21 protein-coding genes are annotated in these 23,055 nt (G+C 69.5%); 10 read left to right on the forward strand and 11 right to left on the reverse strand.

Going from position 1 to position 23,055, the window contains the following annotated elements:
• Window positions 1–16 precede the first annotated feature (16 nt).
• The 3 genes from HV742_RS09830 to HV742_RS09840 are packed head-to-tail and all read right to left on the reverse strand — an operon-like array spanning window position 17 to window position 4,898.
• Window positions 17–622 (reverse strand): chemotaxis protein CheB, encoded by a 606-nt coding sequence (locus HV742_RS09830; protein WP_059272531.1) that lies wholly within the window; start codon window positions 620–622, stop codon window positions 17–19.
• On the reverse strand, window positions 619–1,464 hold the full coding sequence (locus HV742_RS09835) for a CheR family methyltransferase (RefSeq protein ID WP_049076006.1): 846 nt from the start codon (window positions 1,462–1,464) through the stop codon (window positions 619–621). The genes HV742_RS09830 and HV742_RS09835 overlap by 4 nt, the downstream gene beginning before the upstream one ends.
• Before the next feature lie 29 nt (window positions 1,465–1,493).
• Window positions 1,494–4,898 (reverse strand): response regulator, encoded by a 3,405-nt coding sequence (locus HV742_RS09840; protein ID WP_175144926.1) that lies wholly within the window; start codon window positions 4,896–4,898, stop codon window positions 1,494–1,496.
• A gap of 178 nt (window positions 4,899–5,076) precedes the next feature.
• Between HV742_RS09840 and HV742_RS09845 the strand changes: the two genes are divergently transcribed.
• The gene (locus tag HV742_RS09845; protein WP_254601041.1) at window positions 5,077–5,451 is read left to right on the forward strand and encodes a response regulator; all 375 of its coding nucleotides are present in this window, start codon (window positions 5,077–5,079) and stop codon (window positions 5,449–5,451) included.
• Window positions 5,452–5,517: 66 nt separating this feature from the next.
• On the opposite strand, the gene HV742_RS09850 is transcribed toward HV742_RS09845, so the two are convergent.
• Window positions 5,518–6,213 carry an ankyrin repeat domain-containing protein gene (locus HV742_RS09850; RefSeq protein WP_175144927.1) on the reverse strand — a complete coding sequence of 232 codons (696 nt, stop codon included), beginning with the start codon at window positions 6,211–6,213 and terminating at the stop codon, window positions 5,518–5,520.
• A gap of 111 nt (window positions 6,214–6,324) precedes the next feature.
• On the opposite strand from HV742_RS09850, the gene HV742_RS09855 reads away from it, so the two are divergent.
• The 3 genes from HV742_RS09855 (at window position 6,325) to HV742_RS09865 (ending at window position 9,106) form a co-directional block, all read left to right on the forward strand.
• A complete protein-coding gene (locus HV742_RS09855) occupies window positions 6,325–7,233 on the forward strand; it encodes a LysR family transcriptional regulator (protein WP_175144928.1) in 909 nt (302 codons plus the stop codon).
• 92 nt (window positions 7,234–7,325) lie between these two features.
• Window positions 7,326–8,003: a DsbA family oxidoreductase gene (locus HV742_RS09860; protein WP_254601043.1), complete on the forward strand. Its 678-nt coding sequence runs from the start codon at window positions 7,326–7,328 to the stop codon at window positions 8,001–8,003.
• Between the two features lie 89 nt (window positions 8,004–8,092).
• Window positions 8,093–9,106, forward strand: coding sequence for a cyclase family protein (locus HV742_RS09865; protein WP_175144930.1), 1,014 nt, complete (start codon window positions 8,093–8,095; stop codon window positions 9,104–9,106).
• Window positions 9,107–9,129: 23 nt separating this feature from the next.
• On the opposite strand, the gene HV742_RS09870 is transcribed toward HV742_RS09865, so the two are convergent.
• Genes HV742_RS09870 through HV742_RS09895 form a run of 6 tightly spaced genes read right to left on the reverse strand, consistent with a single transcriptional unit; the run spans window position 9,130 to window position 16,596 of the window.
• Window positions 9,130–11,457 carry a molybdopterin-dependent oxidoreductase gene (locus HV742_RS09870; protein WP_175144931.1) on the reverse strand — a complete coding sequence of 776 codons (2,328 nt, stop codon included), beginning with the start codon at window positions 11,455–11,457 and terminating at the stop codon, window positions 9,130–9,132.
• Between the two features lie 6 nt (window positions 11,458–11,463).
• On the reverse strand, window positions 11,464–12,327 hold the full coding sequence (locus HV742_RS09875) for a sulfurtransferase (RefSeq protein WP_175144932.1): 864 nt from the start codon (window positions 12,325–12,327) through the stop codon (window positions 11,464–11,466).
• Between the two features lie 14 nt (window positions 12,328–12,341).
• Window positions 12,342–12,683, reverse strand: a complete 342-nt coding sequence (locus tag HV742_RS09880) for a carboxymuconolactone decarboxylase family protein (protein WP_175144933.1) — start codon at window positions 12,681–12,683, stop codon at window positions 12,342–12,344.
• 36 nt (window positions 12,684–12,719) lie between these two features.
• Complete coding sequence (locus tag HV742_RS09885; RefSeq protein WP_175144934.1) at window positions 12,720–13,724, reverse strand: tripartite tricarboxylate transporter substrate binding protein; 1,005 nt, start codon at window positions 13,722–13,724, stop codon at window positions 12,720–12,722.
• A gap of 40 nt (window positions 13,725–13,764) precedes the next feature.
• On the reverse strand, window positions 13,765–15,129 hold the full coding sequence (gene purB / locus HV742_RS09890; protein WP_175144935.1) for an adenylosuccinate lyase: 1,365 nt from the start codon (window positions 15,127–15,129) through the stop codon (window positions 13,765–13,767).
• A 21-nt stretch (window positions 15,130–15,150) separates the two neighbouring features.
• Window positions 15,151–16,596: an FAD-binding oxidoreductase gene (locus HV742_RS09895; protein ID WP_175144936.1), complete on the reverse strand. Its 1,446-nt coding sequence runs from the start codon at window positions 16,594–16,596 to the stop codon at window positions 15,151–15,153.
• Window positions 16,597–16,756: 160 nt separating this feature from the next.
• Between HV742_RS09895 and HV742_RS09900 the strand changes: the two genes are divergently transcribed.
• Window positions 16,757–17,485 (forward strand): IclR family transcriptional regulator, encoded by a 729-nt coding sequence (locus HV742_RS09900; protein ID WP_254601045.1) that lies wholly within the window; start codon window positions 16,757–16,759, stop codon window positions 17,483–17,485.
• A 34-nt stretch (window positions 17,486–17,519) separates the two neighbouring features.
• Here HV742_RS09900 and HV742_RS09905 read toward each other — a convergent pair whose 3' ends face one another.
• The gene (locus tag HV742_RS09905; protein WP_175144937.1) at window positions 17,520–18,902 is read right to left on the reverse strand and encodes an MmgE/PrpD family protein; all 1,383 of its coding nucleotides are present in this window, start codon (window positions 18,900–18,902) and stop codon (window positions 17,520–17,522) included.
• Between the two features lie 233 nt (window positions 18,903–19,135).
• On the opposite strand from HV742_RS09905, the gene HV742_RS09910 reads away from it, so the two are divergent.
• From HV742_RS09910 to HV742_RS09930, 5 genes are all read left to right on the forward strand, one after another.
• The gene (locus HV742_RS09910) at window positions 19,136–19,681 is read left to right on the forward strand and encodes an RNA polymerase sigma factor (RefSeq protein ID WP_175144938.1); all 546 of its coding nucleotides are present in this window, start codon (window positions 19,136–19,138) and stop codon (window positions 19,679–19,681) included.
• The gene (locus HV742_RS09915) at window positions 19,678–20,349 is read left to right on the forward strand and encodes an anti-sigma factor (protein ID WP_049075998.1); all 672 of its coding nucleotides are present in this window, start codon (window positions 19,678–19,680) and stop codon (window positions 20,347–20,349) included. The genes HV742_RS09910 and HV742_RS09915 overlap by 4 nt, the downstream gene beginning before the upstream one ends.
• A gap of 58 nt (window positions 20,350–20,407) precedes the next feature.
• Window positions 20,408–21,307, forward strand: a complete 900-nt coding sequence (locus tag HV742_RS09920; protein ID WP_081330310.1) for an alpha/beta hydrolase — start codon at window positions 20,408–20,410, stop codon at window positions 21,305–21,307.
• A gap of 2 nt (window positions 21,308–21,309) precedes the next feature.
• The gene (locus HV742_RS09925; RefSeq protein WP_059272528.1) at window positions 21,310–22,053 is read left to right on the forward strand and encodes a hypothetical protein; all 744 of its coding nucleotides are present in this window, start codon (window positions 21,310–21,312) and stop codon (window positions 22,051–22,053) included.
• A gap of 71 nt (window positions 22,054–22,124) precedes the next feature.
• Window positions 22,125–23,054 carry an acyl-CoA desaturase gene (locus HV742_RS09930; RefSeq protein ID WP_232732847.1) on the forward strand — a complete coding sequence of 310 codons (930 nt, stop codon included), beginning with the start codon at window positions 22,125–22,127 and terminating at the stop codon, window positions 23,052–23,054.
• The last annotated feature ends 1 nt before the right edge of the window (window position 23,055 follow it).

The following is a 23,055-nucleotide window of genomic DNA, read 5'->3' on the forward strand; positions in this document are numbered from 1 at the left end:
GTCGGGGAAGGAGGTGTCAGGGCAGGCGCGCCAGCAGGGCGGCGATGGCTTCCGGAGGCAGGACTTGCGATGATGGGACCCGGGACAGGGCGGCGTCGGGCATGGCGCGCATGGCGGCGGTCTCGGGCGCCTGGACCAGCGCGTGGCCGCCCGCGGCCCGGATCGCCGCCAGGCCGTCGGCGCCGTCCTCATTGGCGCCGGACAGCAGCACGCCCAGCAGGCGCTCGCGATAGCAGTCCGCGGCGGACTGGAACAAGACGTCGATCGATGGCCGCGAGAAATGCACCGGCGGCCCGATCGACAGGGCCAGGCGCGGCCCGCGATCCACCAGCAGGTGGTAGTCGGGCGGAGCGAAGTACAGGTGCCCCGGCTGTATCGGCATCTGGTCCTCGGCCTCCAGCACCGGCAGGGCGCAGCGGTCGCGGAAAATGTCGGCCAGCAGGCTGCGGCGGTCGCGCGGCAGGTGCAGCAGGACGATCACGGCCGCCCGCAGGCCGGCCGGCAGCGCCGGCAGCAGCAGGTTCAGGACATCGATGGCGCCCGACGAACCGCCGATCACGATGGCGTCCCAGGCGGCCGAGGCCGTTGCGTCTTCGCGCGGGGCCGGCGAACGACGGCTCATAGACCGGCCTTCTTGCGGTAGATGCGGTCTTCGAGCACGAAATCGTCGAAGCCGTCGGCCTGGGCCGAAAAGCGCACCGATTCCCGCGATCCCAGGCCCATGAAGCCGCGATGCACCAGGGCGTCGTGGAACAGGCGCAGCGCCCGGTTCTGGAGTTCGCGCTCGAAATAGATAAGCACGTTGCGGCACGATACCAGGTGCACTTCGGCGAAGACGCTGTCCGTGGCCAGGCTGTGATCCGAGAACACCATGTGTTCGCGCAGCGCCTTGTCGAACACGACGCGGCCGTAGCGCGCGGTGTAGTAGTCGGACAGCGAGCTGCGGCCGCCTGCCTGCGCGTGGTTGCGGGTAAAGGTGGCGGCGCGCTCCAGGTCGTACACGCCCTGTTCGGCGGTGCGCAAGGCGTGCGGATTGATGTCGGTCGCGTAGATCAGCGCGCGATCCAGCAGGCCTTCCTCGTGCAGCAGGATGGCGAGCGAATAGACTTCCTCGCCCGTGCTGCACCCGGCCACCCACACCTTGATCGAAGGATAGGTGCGCAGGATCGGCACCACTTCGTTGCGCAGCGCCAGGAAATAGCTGGGGTCGCGGAACATGTCGCTGACCTGCACCGTGAGGAATTGCAGCAGCTCCGTGAACACTGGCGGTTCGTGCAGCACGCGGTCCTGCAGCTGGGACAGCGTCTTGCAGCCGAAGTGGGACAGGGCGCTTTGCAGGCGCCGCTTGAGCGAGGCCTGGGCGTAGGCGCGGAAGTCGTAGTGATAGTGGTGGTAGATCGCGTCGAGCAGCAGGCGCTGCTCGATGTCCTCGGTGGGCACCTTGGCGGGCGGCGGCGTGTTCATGGTCTTGGAAGGGGGCGGGCGGCGGCTCGTCACTTGCGCATCCAGACGCGCACCAGCGACAGCAGGCGCTCGACATCCAGCGGCTTGGCGATGTAGTCGTTGGCGCCGGCGGCCAGGCATTTATCCTGGTCGTCCTTCATGGCCTTGGCGGTCAGCGCGATGATGGGCAGGCGGCGCCATTCGGGCCGGGCGCGGATCTCGCGCATGGCGGTATAGCCGTCCATCTCGGGCATCATGATGTCCATCAGCACCAGGTCGATGGCGCGCTGGCCATCGCTGCCGGCGCGGTCAAGGGCCTCCAGCGCCTCGCGGCCGTTGCGCGCGATTTCCACCCGCAGGCCGGTCGGCTCCAGGATGCTGGACAGCGCGAACACGTTGCGCACGTCGTCCTCGACCACCAGCACCGTGCGGCCTTCCAGCGCGGTGTCGCGGCTGCGCGCCAGCTCCAGCATCTGGCGTTGCTGCGGCGGCAGGTCGGCCTCGACCTGGTGCAGGAACAGCGTCACTTCGTCGAGCAGGCGCTCGGGCGAGCGCGCGTCCTTGATGATGATGGACTTGGAGAAGCGGCGCAGCCGCTGTTCCTCGTCGCGCGACAGGGCCCGGCCTGTGTACACGATCACGGGCGGGAACGACACGCTGTCCTGCTCGGCCATCTCGCGCAGCAGTTCGTGGCCGCTGATGTCGGGCAGGTTCAGGTCCATCACGACGCAGTCGAAGGTGGTGGTGCGCAGCAGGTCCAGCGCGGCGCTGGCGGTGGCGGCGGGCACGATCTCGACGTCATCGCGCGCCAGCAGTTCGCGCACGCTGTCGCGCTGGCGTTCGTCGTCCTCGACCACCAGCACGCGCCGCACGTTCTGCGTGAACTTGGCCTCCAGGCGCTGCAACGCATGGACCAGTTCCTCGCGCTTGACCGGCTTGAGCGCGTAGCCGACCGCGCCGCGGCCCATGGCTTCCTGCGCGTAGTCGGCCACGGACACGATGTGCACCGGGATGTGGCGGGTGTGCGGGTTGCGCTTGAGCTGGTCCAGCACGCCCAGCCCGGAGAAGTCGGGCAGGTTGATGTCCAGCACGATGGCGTCGGGACGCCGCCGGGTGGCGAGGGCGAGCCCGTCGGTGGCGGTGTGCGCCGCCATGCAGGCAAACCCCATCTCGCGCGCCAGGTCGCCCAGGATCGAGGCGAAGCGCTCGTCGTCTTCGATGACGAGGATGGTGCGGGCGCCGTCCTGGCCGGCCTCGTAATGGAACGCCGGTTCGGGTTCGATGGCCGCGGCGGCGATGGCCGGCGGCGTCGCGGGCACGGCCGGCGCGGGGGTGGCCATGTTCGGGATGACGGTCTCGCGCGCGGCCGGCGCGGCTTCCAGGCGCAGCGGCAGCAGCAGCGTGAACACGCTGCCCTGGCCCGGCGTGCTGACCAGCGACAGGGTGCCGCCCAGCAGTTTGGCCAGGTCGCGCGAGATCGACAGTCCCAGGCCGGTGCCGCCATGCTTGCGATGGGTGCTGCCGTCTGCCTGGCGGAAAGCCTCGAAAATCAGTTCCTGCTGGTCGGCCGCCACGCCAATCCCGGTGTCGTGCACGGCGAACGACAGCATGTTGCGCGGCGCGCGCGCGACCTTGAGCCCGACCGTGCCCTGGTCGGTGAACTTGAGCGCGTTCGACAGCAGGTTCTTGAGCACCTGGCCCAGACGCTGCGGGTCGGTATGCAGCGACGCCGGCACGTCGGCGGCGATGTCCAGTTCCAGCGCCAGGCGCTTTTCCTGCGCGATCGGCCGCAGCGGATCCAGCAGCCGTTGCAGCGCCGGGGCGATGGCGACCTCTTCGACCTCCACCGTGGCCTGGCCCGCCTCGATCTTGGCCAGGTCGAGAATGTCGTTGATCAGCGCCAGCAGATCGCTGCCCGCCGCGTGGATGGTCTGCGCGTACTTGACCTGCTCCGGGCTCAGGTTGCCGGGCTTGTTGTCCGACAGCAGCTTGGCCAGGATCAGCGTGGAGTTGAGCGGCGTGCGCAGTTCGTGGCTCATGTTGGCCAGGAACTCGCTCTTGTACTGGCTGGCCTGCGTCAGCAGGCGCGCCTTGTCGGTCAGCGCGCCCTGCACCCGCAGCAGCTGCTCGGTCTGCTGTTCGAGGCTGACATTGGCCTGCTTGAGCTCGGTCTGCTGCACTTCCATGCGCGCCTGCGATTCCTGCAGGATACGGCTTTGCTGTTCCAGTTCCTCATTGCTGACGCGCAGTTCTTCCTGCTGGGTCTGCAGTTCTTCCGACTGGCGCTGGGTTTCGGCCAGCAGCGATTCCAGGCGGGTGCGGTCCAGGCCGGCGCGGATCGCCGAGGCCAGCATCTCGGAGGCGCCTTCGAGCAGGCTGCGCTCGCTCTCGCCCACCGGGTGGTTGAAGCCCAGCTCGATCACCGCATACACCCGGTCGTTCTGCATGGCGGGCGCCAGCACCAGTTCGGCCGGATTGGAACGCCCGGTGGCCGACGAGACCTCGAAATGCCCGGGGGGCACGTCACGCAGGTGCAGCAGCTTGCGCGAGCTGGCGGCCTGTCCCACCAGTCCTTGCGCGCTCGCGATCTTCTGCGTCAGGCGCTCGGCGGGCAGGGCGTAGCCGCCAAAGAGTTCCAGGTCGTCGCCGCCCTTGACCACGTAACCGGCGCCCACGCTGGCATGCAGGTATTCGGCCAGGTACTCCAGGGCGCGTTTGCCGATCTCGTCCAGCCGGTGATCGCCGCGCAGGCGCATGCCCAGGCCCGACAGGCCGGCCGTGACCCAGGCCTGGCGCGCCTTGGCGCGGTATTCGCGGATGGTCACCGCGGCCGAGGCCAGGATCAGCGCCAGCAGCAACAGCGAACCGCCCCACGAGTAATAGGTGGAGGTGGCCGAGGCCGAGGCCCAGGTTTCGCGTTGATCCTCGACCAGCGACAGTTGCCGCGTGTACAGGTCGGCGACCAGGTCGCGCAGCCGGTCCATCGCGTCCTTGCCGGCATCGGTGCGCACCACGGCCAACGCGCCGGCGGCGTCGCCGGCCTTGCGCATGTCGACGGTTTCGCGCAGTTCGGCCAGCTTTTGCTGGGTGATTCCGGCGATGTCGTTGACGATGCGGCGCTGGGCCGGGTCGGCGGCGGCGGCCTCCTGGATCACGGCCAGGCGCTGCTCGATGAGGGGGACCGAGCGCAGATAGGGCTGCAGGTAGGTGGGATCCCCGGTCAGCAGGTAGCCGCGCTGGCCGATCTCGGCATCCTTGAGCGCCGAGTTGAACAGGCTGAGCTGGCGCAGCGTCTCGGTGGCGCGGTCCATGGCCTTGACCGCCTGGGTGCGGGTGTCGGCCGAGCGCACGTTGACAAAAGCGATGACCAGCGTGGCCAGGGCGGCCGTCACGAAGCCGAGCATCAAGGTGCGGGGCAGGGCGTGGCGGGCGGCGCGTTGCGGCGAATGCGGCATGGGAACGGTGTATTCGGGTGCGAAAGGAACGACGACTATACAGGGGTCTGTCCAATTGTTGCGTACGGATACAAATGCTTCCCCTCTGTAGGGCCGGCATGTCCTAGCATGCGCCTTCCCCCCGCTTTGCCTATTCGCCCGCGCCTCGGCTTGCGCCAAGGCCCCGGCCTGAACAACCATGACGAAAATCCTTTTGGTCGACGACCAGCCCACGCTGGTCGCCCTGATGAGCGAGTTCCTGAGCGGCGAAGGCTACGAGGTCGCGACGCACACGGACGGACTGACCGCGCTGCGGCAGATGCTGGAGCTGCGGCCTGACGTGGTCATTACCGACTTTTCCATGCCCGGCATGGACGGCGGCGCGCTGCTCACCGCCATGCGCGAGAATGCCTACCTGAGCGACACCCCCGTGCTGGTGCTGAGCGGTCGGCCCGAATCCGAACTGGAAGCGGCCTGCGCCGGCCGCGCCACGCTGCTGCGCAAGCCGGCCGAGCCGCAGGACGTGTTGCAAGCGATCCATCGTCTGCATCCGGCATCCGCCCTGGCCGCCTAGGCGGGGCCCCTACACGGCTCCGGATGGAGCGCGCGGCGATGCGATTCCTATGACGGCCCGCGGCTGTCAGCGCGCGCCGGCGGCGCGCAGCATCGTCGCGATGGCGCCCTGGCCGCGTTGGCGCGCGTGCCAGAGCGGGCTGCGGCCGTCACCGTCTGGCAGGTTCACGTCGGCGCCATTGTCGAGCAGCAGCCTGACGACGGCCTGGTGATCCGGGCCGCCATCGCTCAGGATGATGGCTTCCAGGAGGCCGGTCCAGCCCAGCCTGTTGACATGGTTGGGGTCGACGCCGGCGCGCAGCAGCATGCCGACGGTATCGACCAGGCCGCGCTCGCACGCGGGGATCAACGCCGTGCCGCCATACCGGTTGGTACTGCGCAGATCGGCGCCATGGCGCAACGTCTCGGCCAGGATGCCGTTGTGGCCGCGCGCGCCGGCGTACAGGTAGGCGCTGTCCTGCATGCGGTTCTTGGCGTTGACGTCGGCGCCCGCCGCCATCAGGGCCGACGCGACCGCTTCATGGTTGGCCAGCGTTGCCCGCAGCAGCGGCGTGTTGCCGTCGGGATCGCGCGCTTCCAGCGGCGCGCCCCGCGCCAGCAGGGCCTGGACGCGAGCGAGGTCGCCAGCGCCGGCGGCGCGCAGCAGCCCGGCGCCGCTGTCGCCTTGGCCGGCCGGGTCTTGGCCAGCGGCGCCCGTGCCGCCTTCCGCCACCGCCAGCAGGGCGGCCGCCAGGAATCTACGCCAGGAACGGAAAATGGGCATGGGCGGTCTCCTTGGAACAATTTCCCCGATTATGCCGCCAGGTGCCCTGCGGTTTGGCGAATGCGGCCGATGGCTGGAGAATGCCGGCATTCCCCATCTTCCGTTCCTTCCATGGACACCTTCAACTACATGCGCGCCTTCCGGCGCATCGTGGAACTGGGCAGTTTCGCCAAGGCGGCCGAGGACCTGGGCGTGTCGCCCGCCGGCCTCAGCAAGCAGTTGCGCGCCTTGGAAGCGCACCTGGGCGCGGTGCTGATCCAGCGCACCACCCGCAAGATGAGCCTGACGGACACCGGCGCCGCCTATTACGCCGAATGTTGCCGCCTGCTCGATGAGCTGGACACGCTGGAAAAATCCGTCAAGCGCCAGTCCCGGCGCGTGTCGGGACGGCTGCGCGTGAATGCGCCGGTGTCCTTCGCGTTGAGCGTGCTGACGCCGCTGCTGGCGCGTTTCCTGCGCCAGTATCCCGAACTGCGGCTGGACCTGTCCATGGAGGACCGTCTGGTCGACGCGGTGGGGCAAGGGTTTGACGTGTCGATCCGGTTGCGGGCGCAGTTGGAGGATTCCTCCTTGATTGCGCGCCAGCTCGCCTGCCTGACCCAGGTGCTGTGCGCCGCGCCCGCCTACCTCGAACGCCGTGGCCGCCCCGACAGCGTGGATGCGCTGCGCGGACACGACCTGCTCAGCTATAGCCTGGCGGACAGTCCCGGTCCGGTGACGGAGGAAGATGCCGGCGCGTCAGCGCAGCCGCCGGCAGGCGCCGCCCGAGTGCAGGTCAACAACAGCCTGATGCTGCGCGACCTGCTCGAAGCGGGGCTGGGCATCGGCGCGTTGCCTTCGTTCCTGGCCGCGCCCGCCATCGCCGGTGGCAGGCTGGCGCGGGTGTTGCCCGACCTGCCCGGAGCGCCGCGCCAGGTCTACGCCGTCTACCCGACCAGCCGCCACCTGCAGCCCAAGGTCAAGGCTTTCGTCGATTTCCTGGCCGAGCACCTGCCCGCCGCCCTGCGCGGCGATTCGTGACGCCCAGCGAATAATGTCCTGCCGGCGGGCGCCTTACTCCCGCGCCGGCCCGTCCGTAAGCTGGCGTCCATTGAAACCCGATGGACGCCAGCATGTTCTCTACCTCGCCTTCCACCCCTGCCGCCGTGACCACCGCGGCCTCCGTGCCGCCGACCGTGGAGTTCTTCCATGACGTGGTCTGTGGCTGGTGCTACGTGATGTCGCCGCGCTTGCGCCAGGTGGCGGTCGAACTGGGCATAACGGTGCGCCAGCGCAGCTTTGTGCTGCAGGACTCGCCCGAACAGATGCGCCGCGTGTTCGGCTCGATGGAACGCGCCAAGCGCGTGATCCTGGGTCATTGGGAGGTCTGCGCCCGCCATGACGACACGTTGCGCATCGACGTCGACGGCATGCGCGCCGAAGCGTTCGACTATCCCAGCGGCATGGCGGGTGCCCTGGCCTGCCAGGCGGCCCACCTGTTGGCGGGCGATGCGGGCCACTGGGACCTGTTCGATTCCATCCAGCATGCGCATCTGAGCGAGCACCGCAACATCGGCGATGCCGCCGTCCTGCTGGACATCGCCCAGGCGCAAGGATTCGACCGCGCCGGATTCGCCGGGGTGATGCAAGGCGAAGAGGCGCTGCGGCGCGTCCGCGACGACCGCGCCGAGGCCGCGCGGCTGGGTATCGACTCCATCCCCACCCTGGTTGCCGGGCCGCATCGGGCCCGTCTGCAGACCTTGCCGCTGGCCGAGCTGCGCGACCGCCTGCGGGCCTTGATGCCTGCCTAGTCCCTGGTTGTTTCCCGGAGCCGCGCCGGCGCTCCCGACTATCCCTCGCTCCCGTCCGCGCGGCGGGCGCTTCACGCACAAGGTGCATCATGACTATCCGCTACACCCACAAATTGTTTGGCCTGGCGCTGGGCGCCGCCATCGGCCTGAACGCTTTCGCGCACGGCGCGCCGTCGCGCGCACCGGCTCCCGGCCATGAGGTCGGCGTCAGCCCCTGGGGCCCCGACGATGAAATCGGCCGCCTCAATCTCATCACGCCGGCCTCGCGCGCCGCCATCATGTCGCGCGTGGCTGGCGACAAGGTCTATGACCTGGCCACCGAATACTATGTGGGCATGCCCAGCTGGCAGGACGCCGGCGATCCCCGCTACCAGTTCTGGATGACACACACGCCGCGCGGCACCGAAGTCGACGACCCGATGGGCGTGGGCAAGGACATGAATGCCCTGCGCAGCTATACCGGCACCGCGTTCTCCATGTACAGCCACACTGGCACGCACATCGACGCGTTGAATCACTTCGGCATACACGGCAAGATCTGGAACGGTTTTCGCGCCGATGAACACCTGGGCGACCGCGGCTGGAAACGCACCGGCATCGAAAAATTCCCGCCGCTGGTGGCGCGCGGCGTGCTGATCGACGTGGCCGCGCTCAAGGGCGTGGAGATGCTGGCGGATTCGTACCGCATCACCCGCCAGGACCTGAAGGCCGCGCTGGCGCGCCAGAAGACCGAACTGCGCCAGGGCGACATCGTGCTGATTCGCACCGGCCGGATGAAGCTGTACCACGACCCGGCCGCCTACATGGCCAAGCCGCCCGGCATGGGGCTGGACGCGGCGCGTTACCTGGTGGAAGAGGGCGGTGCCATGATCCTGGGCGCGGACAACCTCAGTTTCGAGACCTTCCCGTCGGAGGTCGTCGACGACTACGTGCCGCTGCACACCTACCTGCTGGCGCAGCAGGGCGTGCCTATTATCGAGCTGGCGGCGCTGGACGAGCTGTCGCGCGACAAGGTCTACGAATTCGCCTTCATAGGCGGGCCGTTGAAGATCCGCGGCGGCGACGCGGCGCCCCTGCGACCGGTGGCGATGCCGCTGCGCTGAGGATGCCCGCCGCCTGCGCGGCGTCAGCGCGCGGGCGCCGCCGTGTGAGGGGGATCGAAGGCGCGGATCGGCGGCAGCGGCCCGTCATGGCGTTCGACCTGCACCGTCGTCAATTGGCCGCTGCAACCCTGCGCCAGCGACGAGGTGCCGGCATCGCGCGTCAGGATATTGGGATTGCCGTGGCCGCATAGCGTCACTTCGCCCTGCGCGTCCCGCACCGGGTCGTACCAGGCGCCGGTGGGCAATTGCGCCACGCCTGGCATGATGCGCTCGCTGAGCGTGGCGCTGGCCAGGCAGGCGCCGCGGTCGTTGAACAGCCGCACGATGTCGCCTTCGCCGATGCCGCGGGCCGCCGCGTCACGGGGATGCAGCGTGCATACTTCTCGCCCCTGGCGCTTTTGCGACGCGCTGTGGGCGCCGAAATCCAGTTGGCTGTGCAGGCGGGTGGCGGGCTGATTGGCTACCAGGAACAGCGGATGCGCGGGTGTCGGCGCATCGCGCGGCGCCAGCCAGGCCGGATGGCCCGGGCAATCGGCATAGCCGAAAGCGGCGATGGTCGGCGAGCTGATCTGGACCTTGCCGCTGGGCGTGGGCAGCGGCTGGCCCTGGCGGAACGCCCGCAGGATGCCGCCGTCGTCGTCCTGCTGCGGCAGCGCCAGTTCGCCGCGCGCCCAGAACTGGTCGAAATCGGGCGCATCCAGGCCTTTTTCATCGAGCGCCACGCGGGTGCGTTCATACAGGTGGCGCAGCCATTGGGCACTGCTGCGCCCTTCGGTGAATGCCTCGCGCGCGCCCAGCCGCTCGGACAGGTCGGCGAAGATGTCGTAGTCGTCGCGCGCCAGCCCGTTGGGCGCGGCGATGCGGTGCATGGCCACCAGCAGCGGGTCGGTGGGCGCGCCGCCGATGTCTTCGCGTTCCAGCGTCATCGTGCACGGCAGCACGATGTCGGCATGGCGCGCGGTGGCGGTCCAACCGATCTCGTGGACCACGAAGGTGTCCAGCGTGGCGAAGGCACGGGCCAGGCGCTTCAAGTCCTGGTGATGGTGAAACGGGTTGCCGCCGGCCCAATAGGCCAGGCGGATGCGCGGGTAGCTCAGGCGCTTGCCGTTGTAGTCGAACGGTTCGCCCGGGCGCAGCAGCATGTCGGCGATGCGCGCCACGGGGATGAAATCCTTGACGCCGTTGGTGCCCTGCGGCAGCGACGCCACCGGCACGGCGTTGCTCCGCTTGCCGTAGTGCGCCAGCGTGCCGAGGGCATAGGCATAGCCGCCACCCGGCAGGCCGAGCTGGCCCAGCGCGGCGGCCAGCACGGCGCCCATCCAGACGGGCTGCTCGCCATGCTCGGCGCGTTGCAGCGAGTGCGCCACGGTCACCAGCACGCGTTTGCCCGGTAGCAGCCGCGCGATTCGCGCGATCTGCGCCGCAGGCACGCCGCAGATGGGCGCGGCCCAGGCGGAATCCTTGGCCTGGCCGTCGGTGCGGCCCATCAGGTAATCCTCGAAGCCATCCCAGCCCTCGCAGGATGCCTCCAGGAAGGCGTGGTCGTGCCAGCCATTGACAACCAACTCATGCAGCAGCGCCAGCATCAATGCCACATCGGTGCCGGGCACTATCGCGATCCAGTCAGCCCCGGCGTCGTCCGGCATGTCGGTGGCGAGCGGGCTGATGTTCAGGAAGCGGCAGCCGCGTTGCGCGGCCTGGCCCATCGAGTCGCGCTCGATGTGGCGGCTGATGCCGCCGCTGGCCACGCGCGAGTTCTTCAGCGCCATCCCGCCGAAGGCCAGCACTACGTCGGTATGCGCGACGATCTGCTCCCAGGTGACGTTGCGGCGCGCCACGTCGTCCATGCTGCCCAGGATGTGCGGCAGGATCACGGCCGAGGCGCCCGCGCTGTAGCTGTTGACCGAGCGCACGTAACCGCCCAGCGCCGTGTTCAGGAAACGGTGCACCTGGCTCTGCGCGTGATGGAAGCGGCCAGCGCTGGACCAGCCGTAGGAGCCGCCGAAGACCGCCTGGGGCCCGTGCAGGTCGCGCACGCGCCGCAATTCGGCAGCCAGCAGGTCCAGCACTTCGTCCCAGCCGACCGCCACGTAATCGTCGCGGCCCCGCCGCGCATCGGGGCCCGGGCCACGCTCCAGCCAGCCGCGCCGCACCATCGGCGCGGTGACCCGCGCGGGGTGGTCGAGCGCATTGGTGAAATTCTCGATCAGCGGGTTGGGATCGGGGTCGCCGGGATGCGGGCGCACGTCGAGCACGCCGTCGTTCCAGGCGGCGGAGAATACGCCCCAGTGCGCGCTGTGCGGCTTGCGGCGGCTATCGGGGTGAGGCGGGCGGGAGACAGCGTCGACCATGGCGGATCAGGGGTTGGCGCCCGTGGCGACCGGCGCGCCGGGTTGCGCGCTCCATTCGCTCCACGAGCCGGGGTAGAGGGCGGCGCCGGGCAGACCGGCGATTTCCAGGGCCAATAGATTGTGGCACGCGGTGACGCCGGAGCCGCACTGGCACACCAGCGCTTGCGGCGCGCGGCCGTCCAGGTGCGCCATAAAGGCTTCGCGCAGCGCGGCCGGTGGCAGGAAGCAGCCATCGGCGCCGAGGTTGTCGCGGAAGAAGCGGTTGCGCGCGCCGGGAATGTGGCCGCCAATCGGATCCAGGGTTTCGTTCTCGCCCCGGTAGCGGTCGGGGGCGCGGGCATCGAGCACCAGGCGCGACTGCGTGGCCAGCGCTGCGCGCAAGCCGGCGTAGTCCAGCGTCGGCTGGCGGCCGTCGCGCGCGACCAGCGCGCCGGCCGTGCGCGAGGCCGGCGCCTCGGTGGTCAGCGGGAGGCCGGCCGCCTGCCAGGCGCCGACCCCGCCATCCAGCACCGCCACGGCGTCATGGCCGATCCAGCGCAGCAACCACCACAGGCGCGCGGCGTACATGCCTGCAGCATTGTCGTAGGCCACCACCTGGGTGTCGGGGCCCACGCCCAGCGCCGCCAGGGCCTGCGCCAGCGCGGCGCGATCGGGCAGCGGATGGCGGCCGTTGCGGCCGGTCTTGGGGCCGCTCAGGGTGTCTTCCAGATGGACGTGGAAAGCGCCTGGCAGATGACCGGCGTCGTAGTGGCGGCGCCCGGCCTGCGGGTCGGTCAATTCGAAGCCGCAGTCCAGTACCAGGAAGCGATCGCTTTGGGGGCCCTGCAGGGCCCGCGCCAGGTCCTGCGCGCAGATCAGCGTGGTGTACATGCGTGACTCCCCGCTCAGGCCTGGCCGGCCGTCAGTGCGTCCATCGCGCGCAGCGAATACACGTAGGCCGCGCCGGCGTTCAGGGCGATGGCGGTGCTCAGCGCTTCGCTCAATTCCAGTTCGGTCACGCCGGCCTTGCGCGCGGCATCGGCGTGCGCGGCGATGCAGCCGTCGCAACGGGTGGTGACGGCCACCGCCAGCGCAATCAGTTCGCGCGTCCTGGCGTCCAGGGTGCCGGTGGCGCCCTGCGCCTGGTTGAGCGCGCGGAACGCGCTCAGCAGCTGAGGATTGTGCTTGCCCAGCGTTTCGCCGGCCTTGCGGTTGTTGGCGAGGGTGTCGGTCCAGTTCTGCAACATGAATGGTTCTCCTTGGGGGGGGGCGATCTGGCGGGGCTACTGGCCGATCTGCTTGAGCAGGTCCGGCGTGGCGGCCTTGCGGTAGTTGGCGATGTCGTCGAGGATGTACTGCTTGAACTGGTCCATCGGCAGGTCGCGCTCCATCGCGGCGTCCTTGCGGATGGTGTTCTGCACCGTCGGATCCGCCAGCGCGCGCGACAGGTGCTCGGACAGCGCCTTGACCACCGCGGGCGGGGTGCCGGCGGGAGCGGCCAGGCCGTACCACTGCGTCATGGTCATGTCGATGCCGAGTTCCTTGAAGGTCGGCACGTCGGGCAGGATGGGGCTGCGCTGGCGGCCGGTCAGCGCCAGCACGCGCAATTGGCCCTGCTGCACCTGCGGCACCAGTGGCGAGGCGGTGGCGAAGAACATGTCGATCTGTCCGCCCAGCATGTCGGTGATGGCGGGCCCCGAGCCCTTGTACGGCACGTGCAGCAGTTTCAGGTGGCCCAGCTCCTTGATGGTCTCCATGCCGATGTGGGCGGCGCCGCCGGTGCCGGTGGAGGCAAAGGTCAGTTCCTTCTGCTTGGCGGTATCGAGCACTTCGCGCGCGGTCTTGAAGCGCGACGCCGCGGTCACGAACAGGCCGTGCGGCGCTTCCAGGATCAGGCCGATCGGCGCGAAGTCGTCGGGCACCTTGTACGGCAGGCTCTGTGGCTTGAGCGCGGGCGACACCGCCAGGTTGCCGCTCATGGCCAACAGAATGGTGTAGCCGTCGGGCGCGGCTTTGGCGACCAGCCCGGCGGCGATGTTGCCGCCGGCGCCGGGCCGGTTCTCGACGATGACGGTCTGGCCCAGGGTCTTGCCCATGGCCGTGGCGATCAGGCGGCCGTAGAGATCGCCGCCGCCACCCGGCGGAAAACCCACCACCAGCGTGATGGGGCGTTCGGGAAACGCCGCCTGCGCCTGGCCGCCGGCCAGCGCCGCCAGCCCCACAGCCACCGTCATGGCGGCGCGCCGCCCCAGCCGGCGCATGCCCCGGCGTAAGAAGGAAATGCCCATGGTATTTGTCTCCTGTGTATTTTTTTATCAGGGGGGACCGTCAGGCAGCGAGCCAGCCGGTCCGATGTCGCTGCACCACCCTGTCCACCGAGGCGGCGCACTGTCCCAGGTAGCCCGAGGGATCGGTCAGGCGCAGGATCTCGTCTTCGCCCAGCAGGTTGGCCAGGTCCTTGTGCTGGCGCAGCGCCTGGGCGAAGTCGAGCTTGTGAGTGATGCCGTGCATCGAGGCTTCGTATATCCATTCATGCGCGGTCTGTTTGCCGACGCGCTCGGACAGGTCCAGCATCACGTGTTCGGACAGCAGGTAGCCGCGCATGCGGTCCAGGTTCAGTGCCATGGCGTCGGCGTCCACGCGCAGCCCGGCCAGCAGGTTCCTGGCCTGGAACAGCATTGCGCCGGCGATCAGGCAGCATTCCGGCAACGCCTTCCATTCGATCTTCCAGGCGATGCCGTCGCGCTCGCCTTCCTGCACCATGCCTTCGAGCATCAGCGCGGCGTTGGCGCGCAGCGGGCGGCACAGGCCGGCGAGGTTCTCGGCCGAGGTGGGGTTGCGCTTGTGCGGCATGGTCGACGACCCCAACTTGCCTTCGGAGAAGGCTTCCTCCACTTCGGCGAATTCGTTGCGCTGCATGTTGAACAGCTCGTTGCCGATCTTCGACAGCGTCGCGCCGATCATGGCCAGCACCAGCGCGTATTCGGTGAAGCGGTCGCGCGCCGGCGCCCAGCTGATCGGCGCTGTTTCCAGGCCGAGCCGGGCCAGCGTGCGGCGCTCGACCTCGGCGGCCTGTTCGCCCAGCGAGGCCTGGCTGCCGACCGCGCCCACCACCATTCCGACCAATACGCGCGTCTCGCACTCCTTCAGGCGCGCGTGGTGCCGCGACAGCTCGTCCAGCCATACCGCGCACTTGTGCCCGAAAGTGATGGGCAGCGCCTGCACGCCATGCGTGCGGCCGGCCATGGGTGTGTCGCGGTGATCTTGCGCCAGGCGCGCCAGTTCATGGCCGATGGCGGTCAGGTCGCGCAGGAACACCGCGTGCGCCTGCTTGAGTTGCAGCGCCACGCCGGTGTCGACCACGTCCTGCGTGGTGGCGCCGTAGTGCAGCCATTCGCCATGTTCCGGGCCGCAGCGCGCCTGCAGCTGCTTGAGCGCGGGCACCAGCGAGTGCTTGATGCGGCGGATCTCCGCCGACATCGCCGTGATGTCGATGTTGGCGACCGCTGCCTGGGCACGGATCTGGGCGGCGGCGGCGGCGGGGATGATGCCCAGCTCGGCCTGGGCCTCGGCCAGGGCGGCTTCGAAGTCCAGCCACTGCTGGATGCGGTTTTCTTCGGAGAAGATGGCGCGCAGTTCATCGGTGCTCCACAGGTGCTGGAGCGATTGCATGTCGAAAACGGAAACGGGCATGGCGCGAGGTCCTGGTGGGGATTAGAAAGACTGCTGGTCGGGACGCGGCAGCAGCCGGCCCGGATTGAAGGTGCCGCGCGGGTCGAGCGCGTGCTTGATGCGCTGCATGACGTCCACGCAGGCGACGGGTTTGTAGTGCAGGAAGGCGGCCTGCTTGAGGCGGCCGATGCCGTGTTCGGCCGAGATCGAGCCGCCCAATTGCGCTGCCACTTCGTGCACGATGTCGTGCACCGCGTCCTCGCGCGCCCGGAAGGCGGCTTCGTCCATGGCCCGCGGCTTGCTCTGGTTATAGTGCAGGTTGCCGTCGCCGACGTGGCCGAAGCAGACGATGCGGATTCCCGGCATCAGCGCCTGCAGCCGCGCGTCGGCGGCGGCAATGAAGTCGGGAATGCGCGACACCGCCACCGATATGTCATGCTTGATGGAGGGACCATCCAGCCGCTGCGCTTCCGGCACGTGTTCGCGCAACGCCCACAGTTCGTGCGCCTGGCGCCCTGACGCGGCGATCACCGCGTCGCTCACTTCGCCGTGTTCCATGGCGGCTTCCAGCACGCCATGCACCGCGGGCTCGGGGTCCAATAGCGCCGACGTTTCCGACACGTCGAACAGCACCATCCAGGGCGAGGGTTGCGACAGCGGATCGCGCATGCCGTCCAGCGGCTGCGCCAGCACCTGTTGCAGCGTCTGGCGGCCGATCAGCTCAAAGGCGGTGACGCGTTCGCCGACGGCGTCTGTCAGGCGCGCCAGCAGGTCCACCGCCGCCTGCGGCGTCGGCACCGCGGCCCATGTTGTCACCACCTTGCGTGGCAGGGCATGGAGCTTGAAGGCTGCGGCGGTGACCACACCCAGCGTGCCTTCGCCGCCGATGAACAATTGCTTGAGGTCGTAGCCGGTGTTGTCCTTGCGCAGCGTACCCAGCAGCGGCAGCACGCTGCCATCGGCGATCACCACCTCCAGGCCCAGGGTCAGGTCGCGTGTGTTGCCATAGCGCAGCACCTGTTCGCCGCCAGCGTTGGTGGAGACCACGCCGCCGATGGTGGCGCTGCCTTCGGAGGCCAGCGACAGGGCGAACAGCCGGCCCGCCTCGGCGGCGGCCTGTTGGGCGGCCAGTACGGTGCAGCCGGCTTCCAGCGTGATGCTGTTGTCCAGTGCATCCACCCGGCGCACGGCACTCATGCGGTCCAGGCTCAACACCATCTCGCGGCCCGAAGCGTCGGGCGTCGAGCCGCCCACCAGGCCGGTGTTACCGCCCTGCGGCACCACCGCCACGCCTTGCGCGGCGCACAGCGCCACCACACGCGACACCTCTCGGGTGTTGGCCGGGCGCACCACGGCGCGCGCGGCGCCTGGGAAATTGCGGCGCCAGTCGGCCGAGTAGCGGGCCGTGTCGGCCGTGCCGGTCAGTACCTGGGCCGGGCCGACGATGGCGCCCAGCGCCTCCGCGATCGCATCAATCTGATTCGGCATAATGCTACGGTGCGCGGCGGCCGGGGTAAGCCCCTGTGGCCGCGCGACGCTTGTCTCCTGATTGAAACCGGGGCGGCCATTCCTTGGTCCGGTAGCCGCCTTTCGTTTCATTGATTAAAATATGTTTTATTGAACAAAACTATAGGAAGCATCCGAAACCGTGTCAAGCGAGAATTCCCCTAAGCCGCCCGCCGGCGTGCTCGAACGCGGCATCTGCGTGCTGGAGTGCTTTGGCGAAGGCCGCCTGCGTCTGTCACTGCGCGACCTGGCCGAACGCACCGGCCTGGACAAGGCGACGCTGCTGCGCCTGTTGGGCGTCTTCATCAAGGCGCGCATGATCCATCGCTACGACAGCAGTACCTACGCGCTGGGACCGGCGCTGCTGCACATGGGCATGCTGTACCGCGATACTTTCGACCTGGGTTCGCGCCTGCAGCCGGTGCTGCGCAGCATCATGGAACAGACCGGCGAGACCGTTGCGGTCTACGTTCGCAGCGGCGAGGACCGCATCTGCCTGTATCGCGAGAACACCTCGAAAGAGGTGCGCCACCACGTCGAGGTTGGCAAGCGCATCAGCCTGAAGGACGGCGGCTCGTCGGCGCACGTGCTGCGCGCCTTCACTGGCGGCGCCACGCCGCTGGCGGGCGACATCCACGAAAAGGGCTACGCGATGACGCGTTCGGAGCGGGTCGCGGAGATGGCCTCGGTGGCCGTGCCGGTGTTCGATGCCGACGATGCCTTCGTCGGCGCGCTGGTGGTGCTGGGGCTGGCCTCGCGCCACAACGAGGCGGCCCAGCGCAAGGCGGTGGAGATCGCGCGCCACGAACTGGCGCTGCAGGGGTTTCGCACCGCGCCGCCGGCATCTTGGACGCCGCCGGCGCAGGAATGAGGCGCCCGGCGAGTGGCCTGCGTGCCGATGCCTCTCAGTCGCGTGGCGCGGCGCCGAACAGGGCGGGCGGCGGCAGGCAGATCCGCGCGTCCTGATCCGCATCGGTGAAGCCTTCGCACCATATCGCGATGGCCGCAGCCGTTTCGTCATCCATGGCGGGCGCGAAGGCGCGCATGCGCGCCTGCAATGCCGGCCAGTCATATGGGTCTTCGGGATCGCCCCGGCGCAGTTGCCGCAGCGCGCTCAGCGTGCGGCCGTCTTTCAATGTCAACGTCACGCGGCATGGCCGCAGTCGCGGAAAGTCGCGCTGGAACAGGTCGCTGGTGCGCACCGTGATGCGGCGCGCCAGCGCCAGCAGATCGGGCGCGCGCAGATCGGGTGTTTCCATGTCCTCGATGCCCAACCGGCCCGTGAGTAGCAAGCGCGCCACCACGTAGCGCAACGAGAAGCAGGTTTCCGCCGGCCTGGCCGGCCAGTCGACGCCGGCGATCTTGAGCGCGTGCGTGAAGATCTCGATGTCGACCGATTCGATCGCATTCGGCGTCGGCGCGTGCCGGTCCAGCAGTTCGCGGGCGGCGTCCAGCGGTGAGAACAATTGCGCGCAGCACGGCCACGCCTTGATGGTGGCGGTGTTCAACCGCTCGCTGGCTTCCAGGCCGCCATCGAGCGCGTCCAGCGGGCCGTCGCCCGCCAGCAGGGCGTACAGACCGCGCGTGCCGCTGGCGAAGCGCTGCGCGCCAGGCAGACCGGCGCGCGCGGCGTAGGCCGCGGCCATGCCGTTGCGCACCGCGAACGCGGGGTGCAGCGACTTGGCTTCGTGCGCGCCGTCGTCCACCAATTGCCACAGACCGGCGGCCTGGGTGGCGCCGATGCCCAGCGCGTGATGTAGTGGCGCCGCGTCCAGCCGCAAGGCCACGCCCGCCGCCGCCGCCGCGCCCACCGCGCCGGCCGTGGCCGTGGCGTGGAAGCCGGCTGCGTGGCGCGTGCCCAGCGCCTCGCCCAACCGTAGCGAAACCTCGTAGCCGGCGATGACGGCGTCGGCCACCTGTCGCTGCGTCATGCCGCCCGTGGCCGCCAATGCCAGGGCGGGTGTCACCGACACCACGCCGGGATGCAGCATCGCGGCGCGGTGCGCATCGTCGATCTCGCGGATATGGGCGATGGCGGCATTGGCGAACGCGGCGCCGTTGGCGTGCATCGCGGGCCCGCCGAATACCGGCGCCGATCCCGGAGCCGGGAAGCAATCGCGGGCCACCTGGCGGTAGCTGGCCGCAGCCGGCATGGCTGCCGCCGACCACCCCGCTGTGAACCAGTCGAGCAGGGCTTGCGCCAGGCGGGCGCGGGTGGCGGGCGGAATCGGGCGCCGTTGCAGGTCGGCCAGGTGGGTGATCAGGACGCGTTCGGGAGAGGAGGTCATTTTATTTCATTGAATAGAATATATTTTATTCAACGAAACTAATGGCGGGTTGTCAACGGCGACGAGGCCGGCGCGATGGCACCGCCCGCGCGTTGCGCGCCCTCGTGCGATCCGGCCGGCGCTGGAGCGCGCGGTCGTCCCTGACTTGCCTGTATCATGCGCAGCAAGACATCCGTCCCCCCGAGCGCCGTTGCCGTCGCGCGGCCGCATTGCAGTGACTCTGGATAGCCGCCATGCCCGACCCGCTTCGTCTGCAGGCTTTGATACAGGATTGTGCCCGCGGCCAGGAATCCGCGCTGGCCGAACTCTACCGAGAGACCTCGCCGCATCTGTTTGCGCTTGCCATACGTATATTGCGGCGAAGCGACTGGGCGGAGGAAGTCCTCCAGGACAGCTTCATCAATATCTGGCGCAATGCCGCCCGCTATTCTTCGGAGCAGAGCCAAGTCATGACCTGGATGACGCGCATCGTGCGCAACCGCTGCATCGACCTGTTGCGCAAGCCTGACCTGGAGCGCCCCGATGCCGATGGTGCCTTGACACTTGCCTGGGCCGACGACGCGCCCGGGCCGTTCGAACGGTTGCAGCGCGACCAGGACGGACAGCGCTTGGCCGACTGCCTGAAACAGCTCGACGGGCCGCAACGCACCGCCATCGCCCTATCCTTCTTCGATGATCTCAGCCACAGCGAGATCGCCCGCCGCCTGCAGGCGCCGCTGGGCACGATCAAGAGCTGGGTGCGGCGCGGCATGGACCGGCTCAAGAGGTGCCTGTCATGAACTACAGCGATCCCGAGCTGCGCGCGCGGCTTGCCGCGGACTACGTGGCCGGCGCCATGCGCGGCGGCGCGCGCCGCCGTTTCGAGGGCCTGATGGCCGCCGATGCCAACCTGCGCCGCCAGGTGCGCGATTGGGAAGACGATATCTATCCCTTGCTGTGGTCGCTGCCCGCCCGGGTGCCGCCGCGCCGCGTCTGGCGCGCCATCGAATCGCGGCTCAAGCCCGGCGGCGCTCGCGGCTGGCAAGGGCTGGCCTTCTGGCGCGTGCTCAGCGGCGCGCTCGCGGCGGTGCTGGTGGCCGGGGTGGTGGTCTATCCCATGCAGGTCGACCGCGCCGCGCGCACCCAGTTGATGGCGGTGCTGCAAAGTCCGGAAGCCCAGGCGATGCTGGTGGTGCGCGCCGACGAGCGCGGCGGTCTGCACGTCCAGGCCTTGCAGGACCTGGCGTCGCGCGCCGGCGGCAAGGCGCTGGAACTCTGGGTGATCCCGCCGGGACAGGCGCCGCAGTCGGTCGGCCTGGTGGCGCCCGAGGGCTTGACGGCACTGCCGCGCGCCCAGGGCCTGGAGGGGGTGCAGACCCTGGCCATCACGCTGGAACCGCCGGGCGGGTCGCCTTCGGGCAAGCCCACCGGGCCGGTCATCATGAGCGGCGACGTGCTCAAGATCTGATCCGCATCCAAAGCGGGCCGGGCCGCGTATAGGGGGGTATTCCGTTGCGGAGTGCCCCATGTCTTCCTGGATCGCCGCCGGCCCGCGAGGCCTGCTTGCCATCATGGCCCTGGCCACGCTGGCCCTGGGCCTGCTGGCCGCCTGTTCGCCCTTGACGCTGCTCAACGGCGCGGTGCCCGACGACGCCAGCCGCGTCACGGCGGGCGTTGCCTATGGCCCGTTGCCGCGTCAGCGGCTGGACATCTACCGGCCGCCCGCCGTGACACGCGCGCCGGTGGTGGTGTTTTTCTACGGGGGCAGCTGGCGCAGCGGCGACCGCGCCGACTACCGGTTCGTGGGCGACGCGCTGGCGGCGCGCGGCATCGTGGCCGTCGTCGCCGACTACCGGCTCTACCCCGAAGCCGGCTACCCGGACTTCCTGCGCGATGCCGCCATGGCGGTGGCCTGGACCCAGCGGCATATCGACGCCTATGGCGGCGATCCGGCGCGGGTCTTCGTTGCCGGCCACAGCGCCGGCGGCTACATCGCGGCCATGCTGGCGCTGGACGGCCGCTGGCTGGGCGGCGCCGGCTCCAGCCCGGCGACCCTGGCCGGCTGGATCGGCCTGGCCGGCCCCTATGACTTCCTGCCCATCGTGGCGCGCGACGTGCGCCCGGTGTTCGGCTATCCCGCCACGCCGGCCGACTCCCAACCCATTCATCACGCCAGCCTGCACGCGCCGCCCGGTCTGCTGCTGACCGGCGCCGCCGACACCACGGTCGACCCGCGCCGCAACAGTGTCGGCCTGGCGCAGGCCTTGCGGGAGGCGGGCGCGTGCGCGCGGCTGGTGCAGTACCCCGACCTGGGCCACAAGCTGCTGGTGGGCGCGCTGTCGCGGCCGCTGCGCTGGCGCGCGCCGGTGCTCGACGACCTGGGCGAGTTCGTGGCCCGGCCCTGTCCCGGCGGCCAAGGAGAATGACCATGCGACCGCTGCTTGCGCTTGTGCTGCTGGCGCCCCTGTGCGCCTGGTCCGCCAACCAGCACTACCTTGGCTACGCCTATGACAGCCGCGACGGCGCCGAGCGCTATCGCGAAGAACACTGGGTGGTGCGCGAAGGCGCCCGGCAGGAGCGCCTGGTGCTGTACCGCTGCCCGGGCGGCGCGGCGTTCGCGCGCAAATGGGTGCGCGGCGGGATCGACGACCCGGCGCCGGATTTCGCCCTGTATGACCAGCGCGACGGTTACCGCGAAGGGGTGGACACCCGCCAGGGGGGACGCACCGTTTACGTTCAGCCGCGCGCCGGCGCCGAGATGCAGAGCCGCAAGCTGCCGGAAGTGGACGACCCCGTGGTCGATGCCGGTTTCGACGCCTGGCTGCGCGCCCATTGGCAGCCGCCGGAAGCTTCGCCGCGCTTCCTGGTGCCCAGCCGGCTGGACTGGTTGCCATTGGCGGTGCAGGCGCGCGACGCCGCCGGCCAGGGCGAGCGCAGTTTCCGCCTGCGGCTGGACGCCTGGTACGGCTTTGCCGCGCCCACCTTGCGCGTGACCTACGACAGTGCCAGCCAGCGCCTGCTGCGGTTCGAGGGGCCCAGCAACCTGCGCGACGGCAACGGCGGCACGCAGACCGTGCGCATCGAATTCCCGGCCGATGCCATCCGGCCGCCGCCCTCGGCGCGCGACCTGGACGCGGCGGCGGCCACGCCGCTGGTGTCGCGTTGCGAGTAAGGGTTTTCACTTATGCATCCGGCGCCTCGCCGTGCCCGTATATCCCGACACGTTTCAAACAGGACACCATGATGCGTTCCGTTCTTACCGGCTGGACCGCTTCGATACGACGCTGGGTCGACACACAGGCGCAGGATGCGCCCGGCGGCGACCCCGATCGCATCGATTGGACCCGCGCCTTGCCTTTCGCCCTGTTGCACGCCGGCTGCCTGGGCGCGCTGTGGACCGGCGTGTCGCCGGTGGCGCTGGCGCTGGCGGGGGCGTTGTACGCCGTGCGCATGTTCGCCCTGACCGGCTTCTACCACCGTTACTTCTCGCACCGCGCCTTCCGCACCTCGCGCGCCATGCAGTGCCTGTTCGCCGTGCTGGGCGCATCGTGCGCGCAGCGCGGACCGCTGTGGTGGGCGGCCCATCATCGCCACCATCACCGCCATGCCGACGATGAGCAGGATCTGCATTCGCCGCGCCGCCACGGCTTCTGGTGGAGCCACATGGGCTGGTTCCTGACGCGCCGCGCCTTCGCCACCGACCTGGCGCGCGTGCCGGACCTGCGCGGCTACGCCGAACTGCGCTGGCTCGACCGCTTCGACGCGGCGGTGCCGCTGGCGCTGGCCTTGGGCTGCTACGGACTGGGCGCACTGCTGGAGCGCGTCGCGCCCGGCCTGGGCACGAACGGACCGCAGATGCTGGTCTGGGGCTTCTTCATTTCGACGGTGGCGCTGTTTCACGCCACCGTCACCATCAACTCGCTGGCGCACCGCTACGGCAAGCGGCGCTACGACACCGCCGACGACAGCCGCAATAACGCCTGGCTGGCGCTGCTGACGTTCGGCGAGGGCTGGCACAACAACCATCATTTCTATCCGGGGTCGGCGCGGCAGGGCTTTCGCGCCCATGAGATCGACATCACCTGGTACGGCCTGCGCCTGCTGGCCGCCGCCGGCCTCATCTGGGACCTCAAGCCCGTGCCGGCCTGGGCGCTGGCCGCCGCCAAGGAGTGAA

It is taken from the genome of Achromobacter ruhlandii (assembly GCF_902859695.1).
GTDB lineage: Bacteria > Pseudomonadota > Gammaproteobacteria > Burkholderiales > Burkholderiaceae_B > Achromobacter > Achromobacter ruhlandii.

Bases quoted from the DNA above. Each gene is read 5' to 3' on its own strand.
- HV742_RS09850 (WP_175144927.1), bottom strand. From the start codon at position 6,213: ATGCCCATTTTCCGTTCCTGGCGTAGATTCCTGGCGGCCGCCCTGCTG.
- HV742_RS09905 (WP_175144937.1), bottom strand. From the start codon at position 18,902: ATGACCTCCTCTCCCGAACGCGTCCTGATCACCCACCTGGCCGACCTG.
- HV742_RS09915 (WP_049075998.1), top strand. From the start codon at position 19,678: ATGAACTACAGCGATCCCGAGCTGCGCGCGCGGCTTGCCGCGGACTAC.
- HV742_RS09855 (WP_175144928.1), top strand. From the start codon at position 6,325: ATGGACACCTTCAACTACATGCGCGCCTTCCGGCGCATCGTGGAACTG.
- HV742_RS09895 (WP_175144936.1), bottom strand. From the start codon at position 16,596: ATGCCGAATCAGATTGATGCGATCGCGGAGGCGCTGGGCGCCATCGTC.
- HV742_RS09840 (WP_175144926.1), bottom strand. From the start codon at position 4,898: ATGCCGCATTCGCCGCAACGCGCCGCCCGCCACGCCCTGCCCCGCACC.
- HV742_RS09925 (WP_059272528.1), top strand. From the start codon at position 21,310: ATGCGACCGCTGCTTGCGCTTGTGCTGCTGGCGCCCCTGTGCGCCTGG.
- HV742_RS09930 (WP_232732847.1), top strand. From the start codon at position 22,125: ATGCGTTCCGTTCTTACCGGCTGGACCGCTTCGATACGACGCTGGGTC.
- HV742_RS09875 (WP_175144932.1), bottom strand. From the start codon at position 12,327: ATGTACACCACGCTGATCTGCGCGCAGGACCTGGCGCGGGCCCTGCAG.
- HV742_RS09830 (WP_059272531.1), bottom strand. From the start codon at position 622: ATGAGCCGTCGTTCGCCGGCCCCGCGCGAAGACGCAACGGCCTCGGCC.
- HV742_RS09845 (WP_254601041.1), top strand. From the start codon at position 5,077: ATGACGAAAATCCTTTTGGTCGACGACCAGCCCACGCTGGTCGCCCTG.
- HV742_RS09860 (WP_254601043.1), top strand. From the start codon at position 7,326: ATGTTCTCTACCTCGCCTTCCACCCCTGCCGCCGTGACCACCGCGGCC.
- HV742_RS09885 (WP_175144934.1), bottom strand. From the start codon at position 13,724: ATGGGCATTTCCTTCTTACGCCGGGGCATGCGCCGGCTGGGGCGGCGC.
- HV742_RS09835 (WP_049076006.1), bottom strand. From the start codon at position 1,464: ATGAACACGCCGCCGCCCGCCAAGGTGCCCACCGAGGACATCGAGCAG.
- HV742_RS09870 (WP_175144931.1), bottom strand. From the start codon at position 11,457: ATGGTCGACGCTGTCTCCCGCCCGCCTCACCCCGATAGCCGCCGCAAG.
- purB (WP_175144935.1), bottom strand. From the start codon at position 15,129: ATGCCCGTTTCCGTTTTCGACATGCAATCGCTCCAGCACCTGTGGAGC.
- HV742_RS09920 (WP_081330310.1), top strand. From the start codon at position 20,408: ATGTCTTCCTGGATCGCCGCCGGCCCGCGAGGCCTGCTTGCCATCATG.
- HV742_RS09865 (WP_175144930.1), top strand. From the start codon at position 8,093: ATGACTATCCGCTACACCCACAAATTGTTTGGCCTGGCGCTGGGCGCC.
- HV742_RS09880 (WP_175144933.1), bottom strand. From the start codon at position 12,683: ATGTTGCAGAACTGGACCGACACCCTCGCCAACAACCGCAAGGCCGGC.
- HV742_RS09910 (WP_175144938.1), top strand. From the start codon at position 19,136: ATGCCCGACCCGCTTCGTCTGCAGGCTTTGATACAGGATTGTGCCCGC.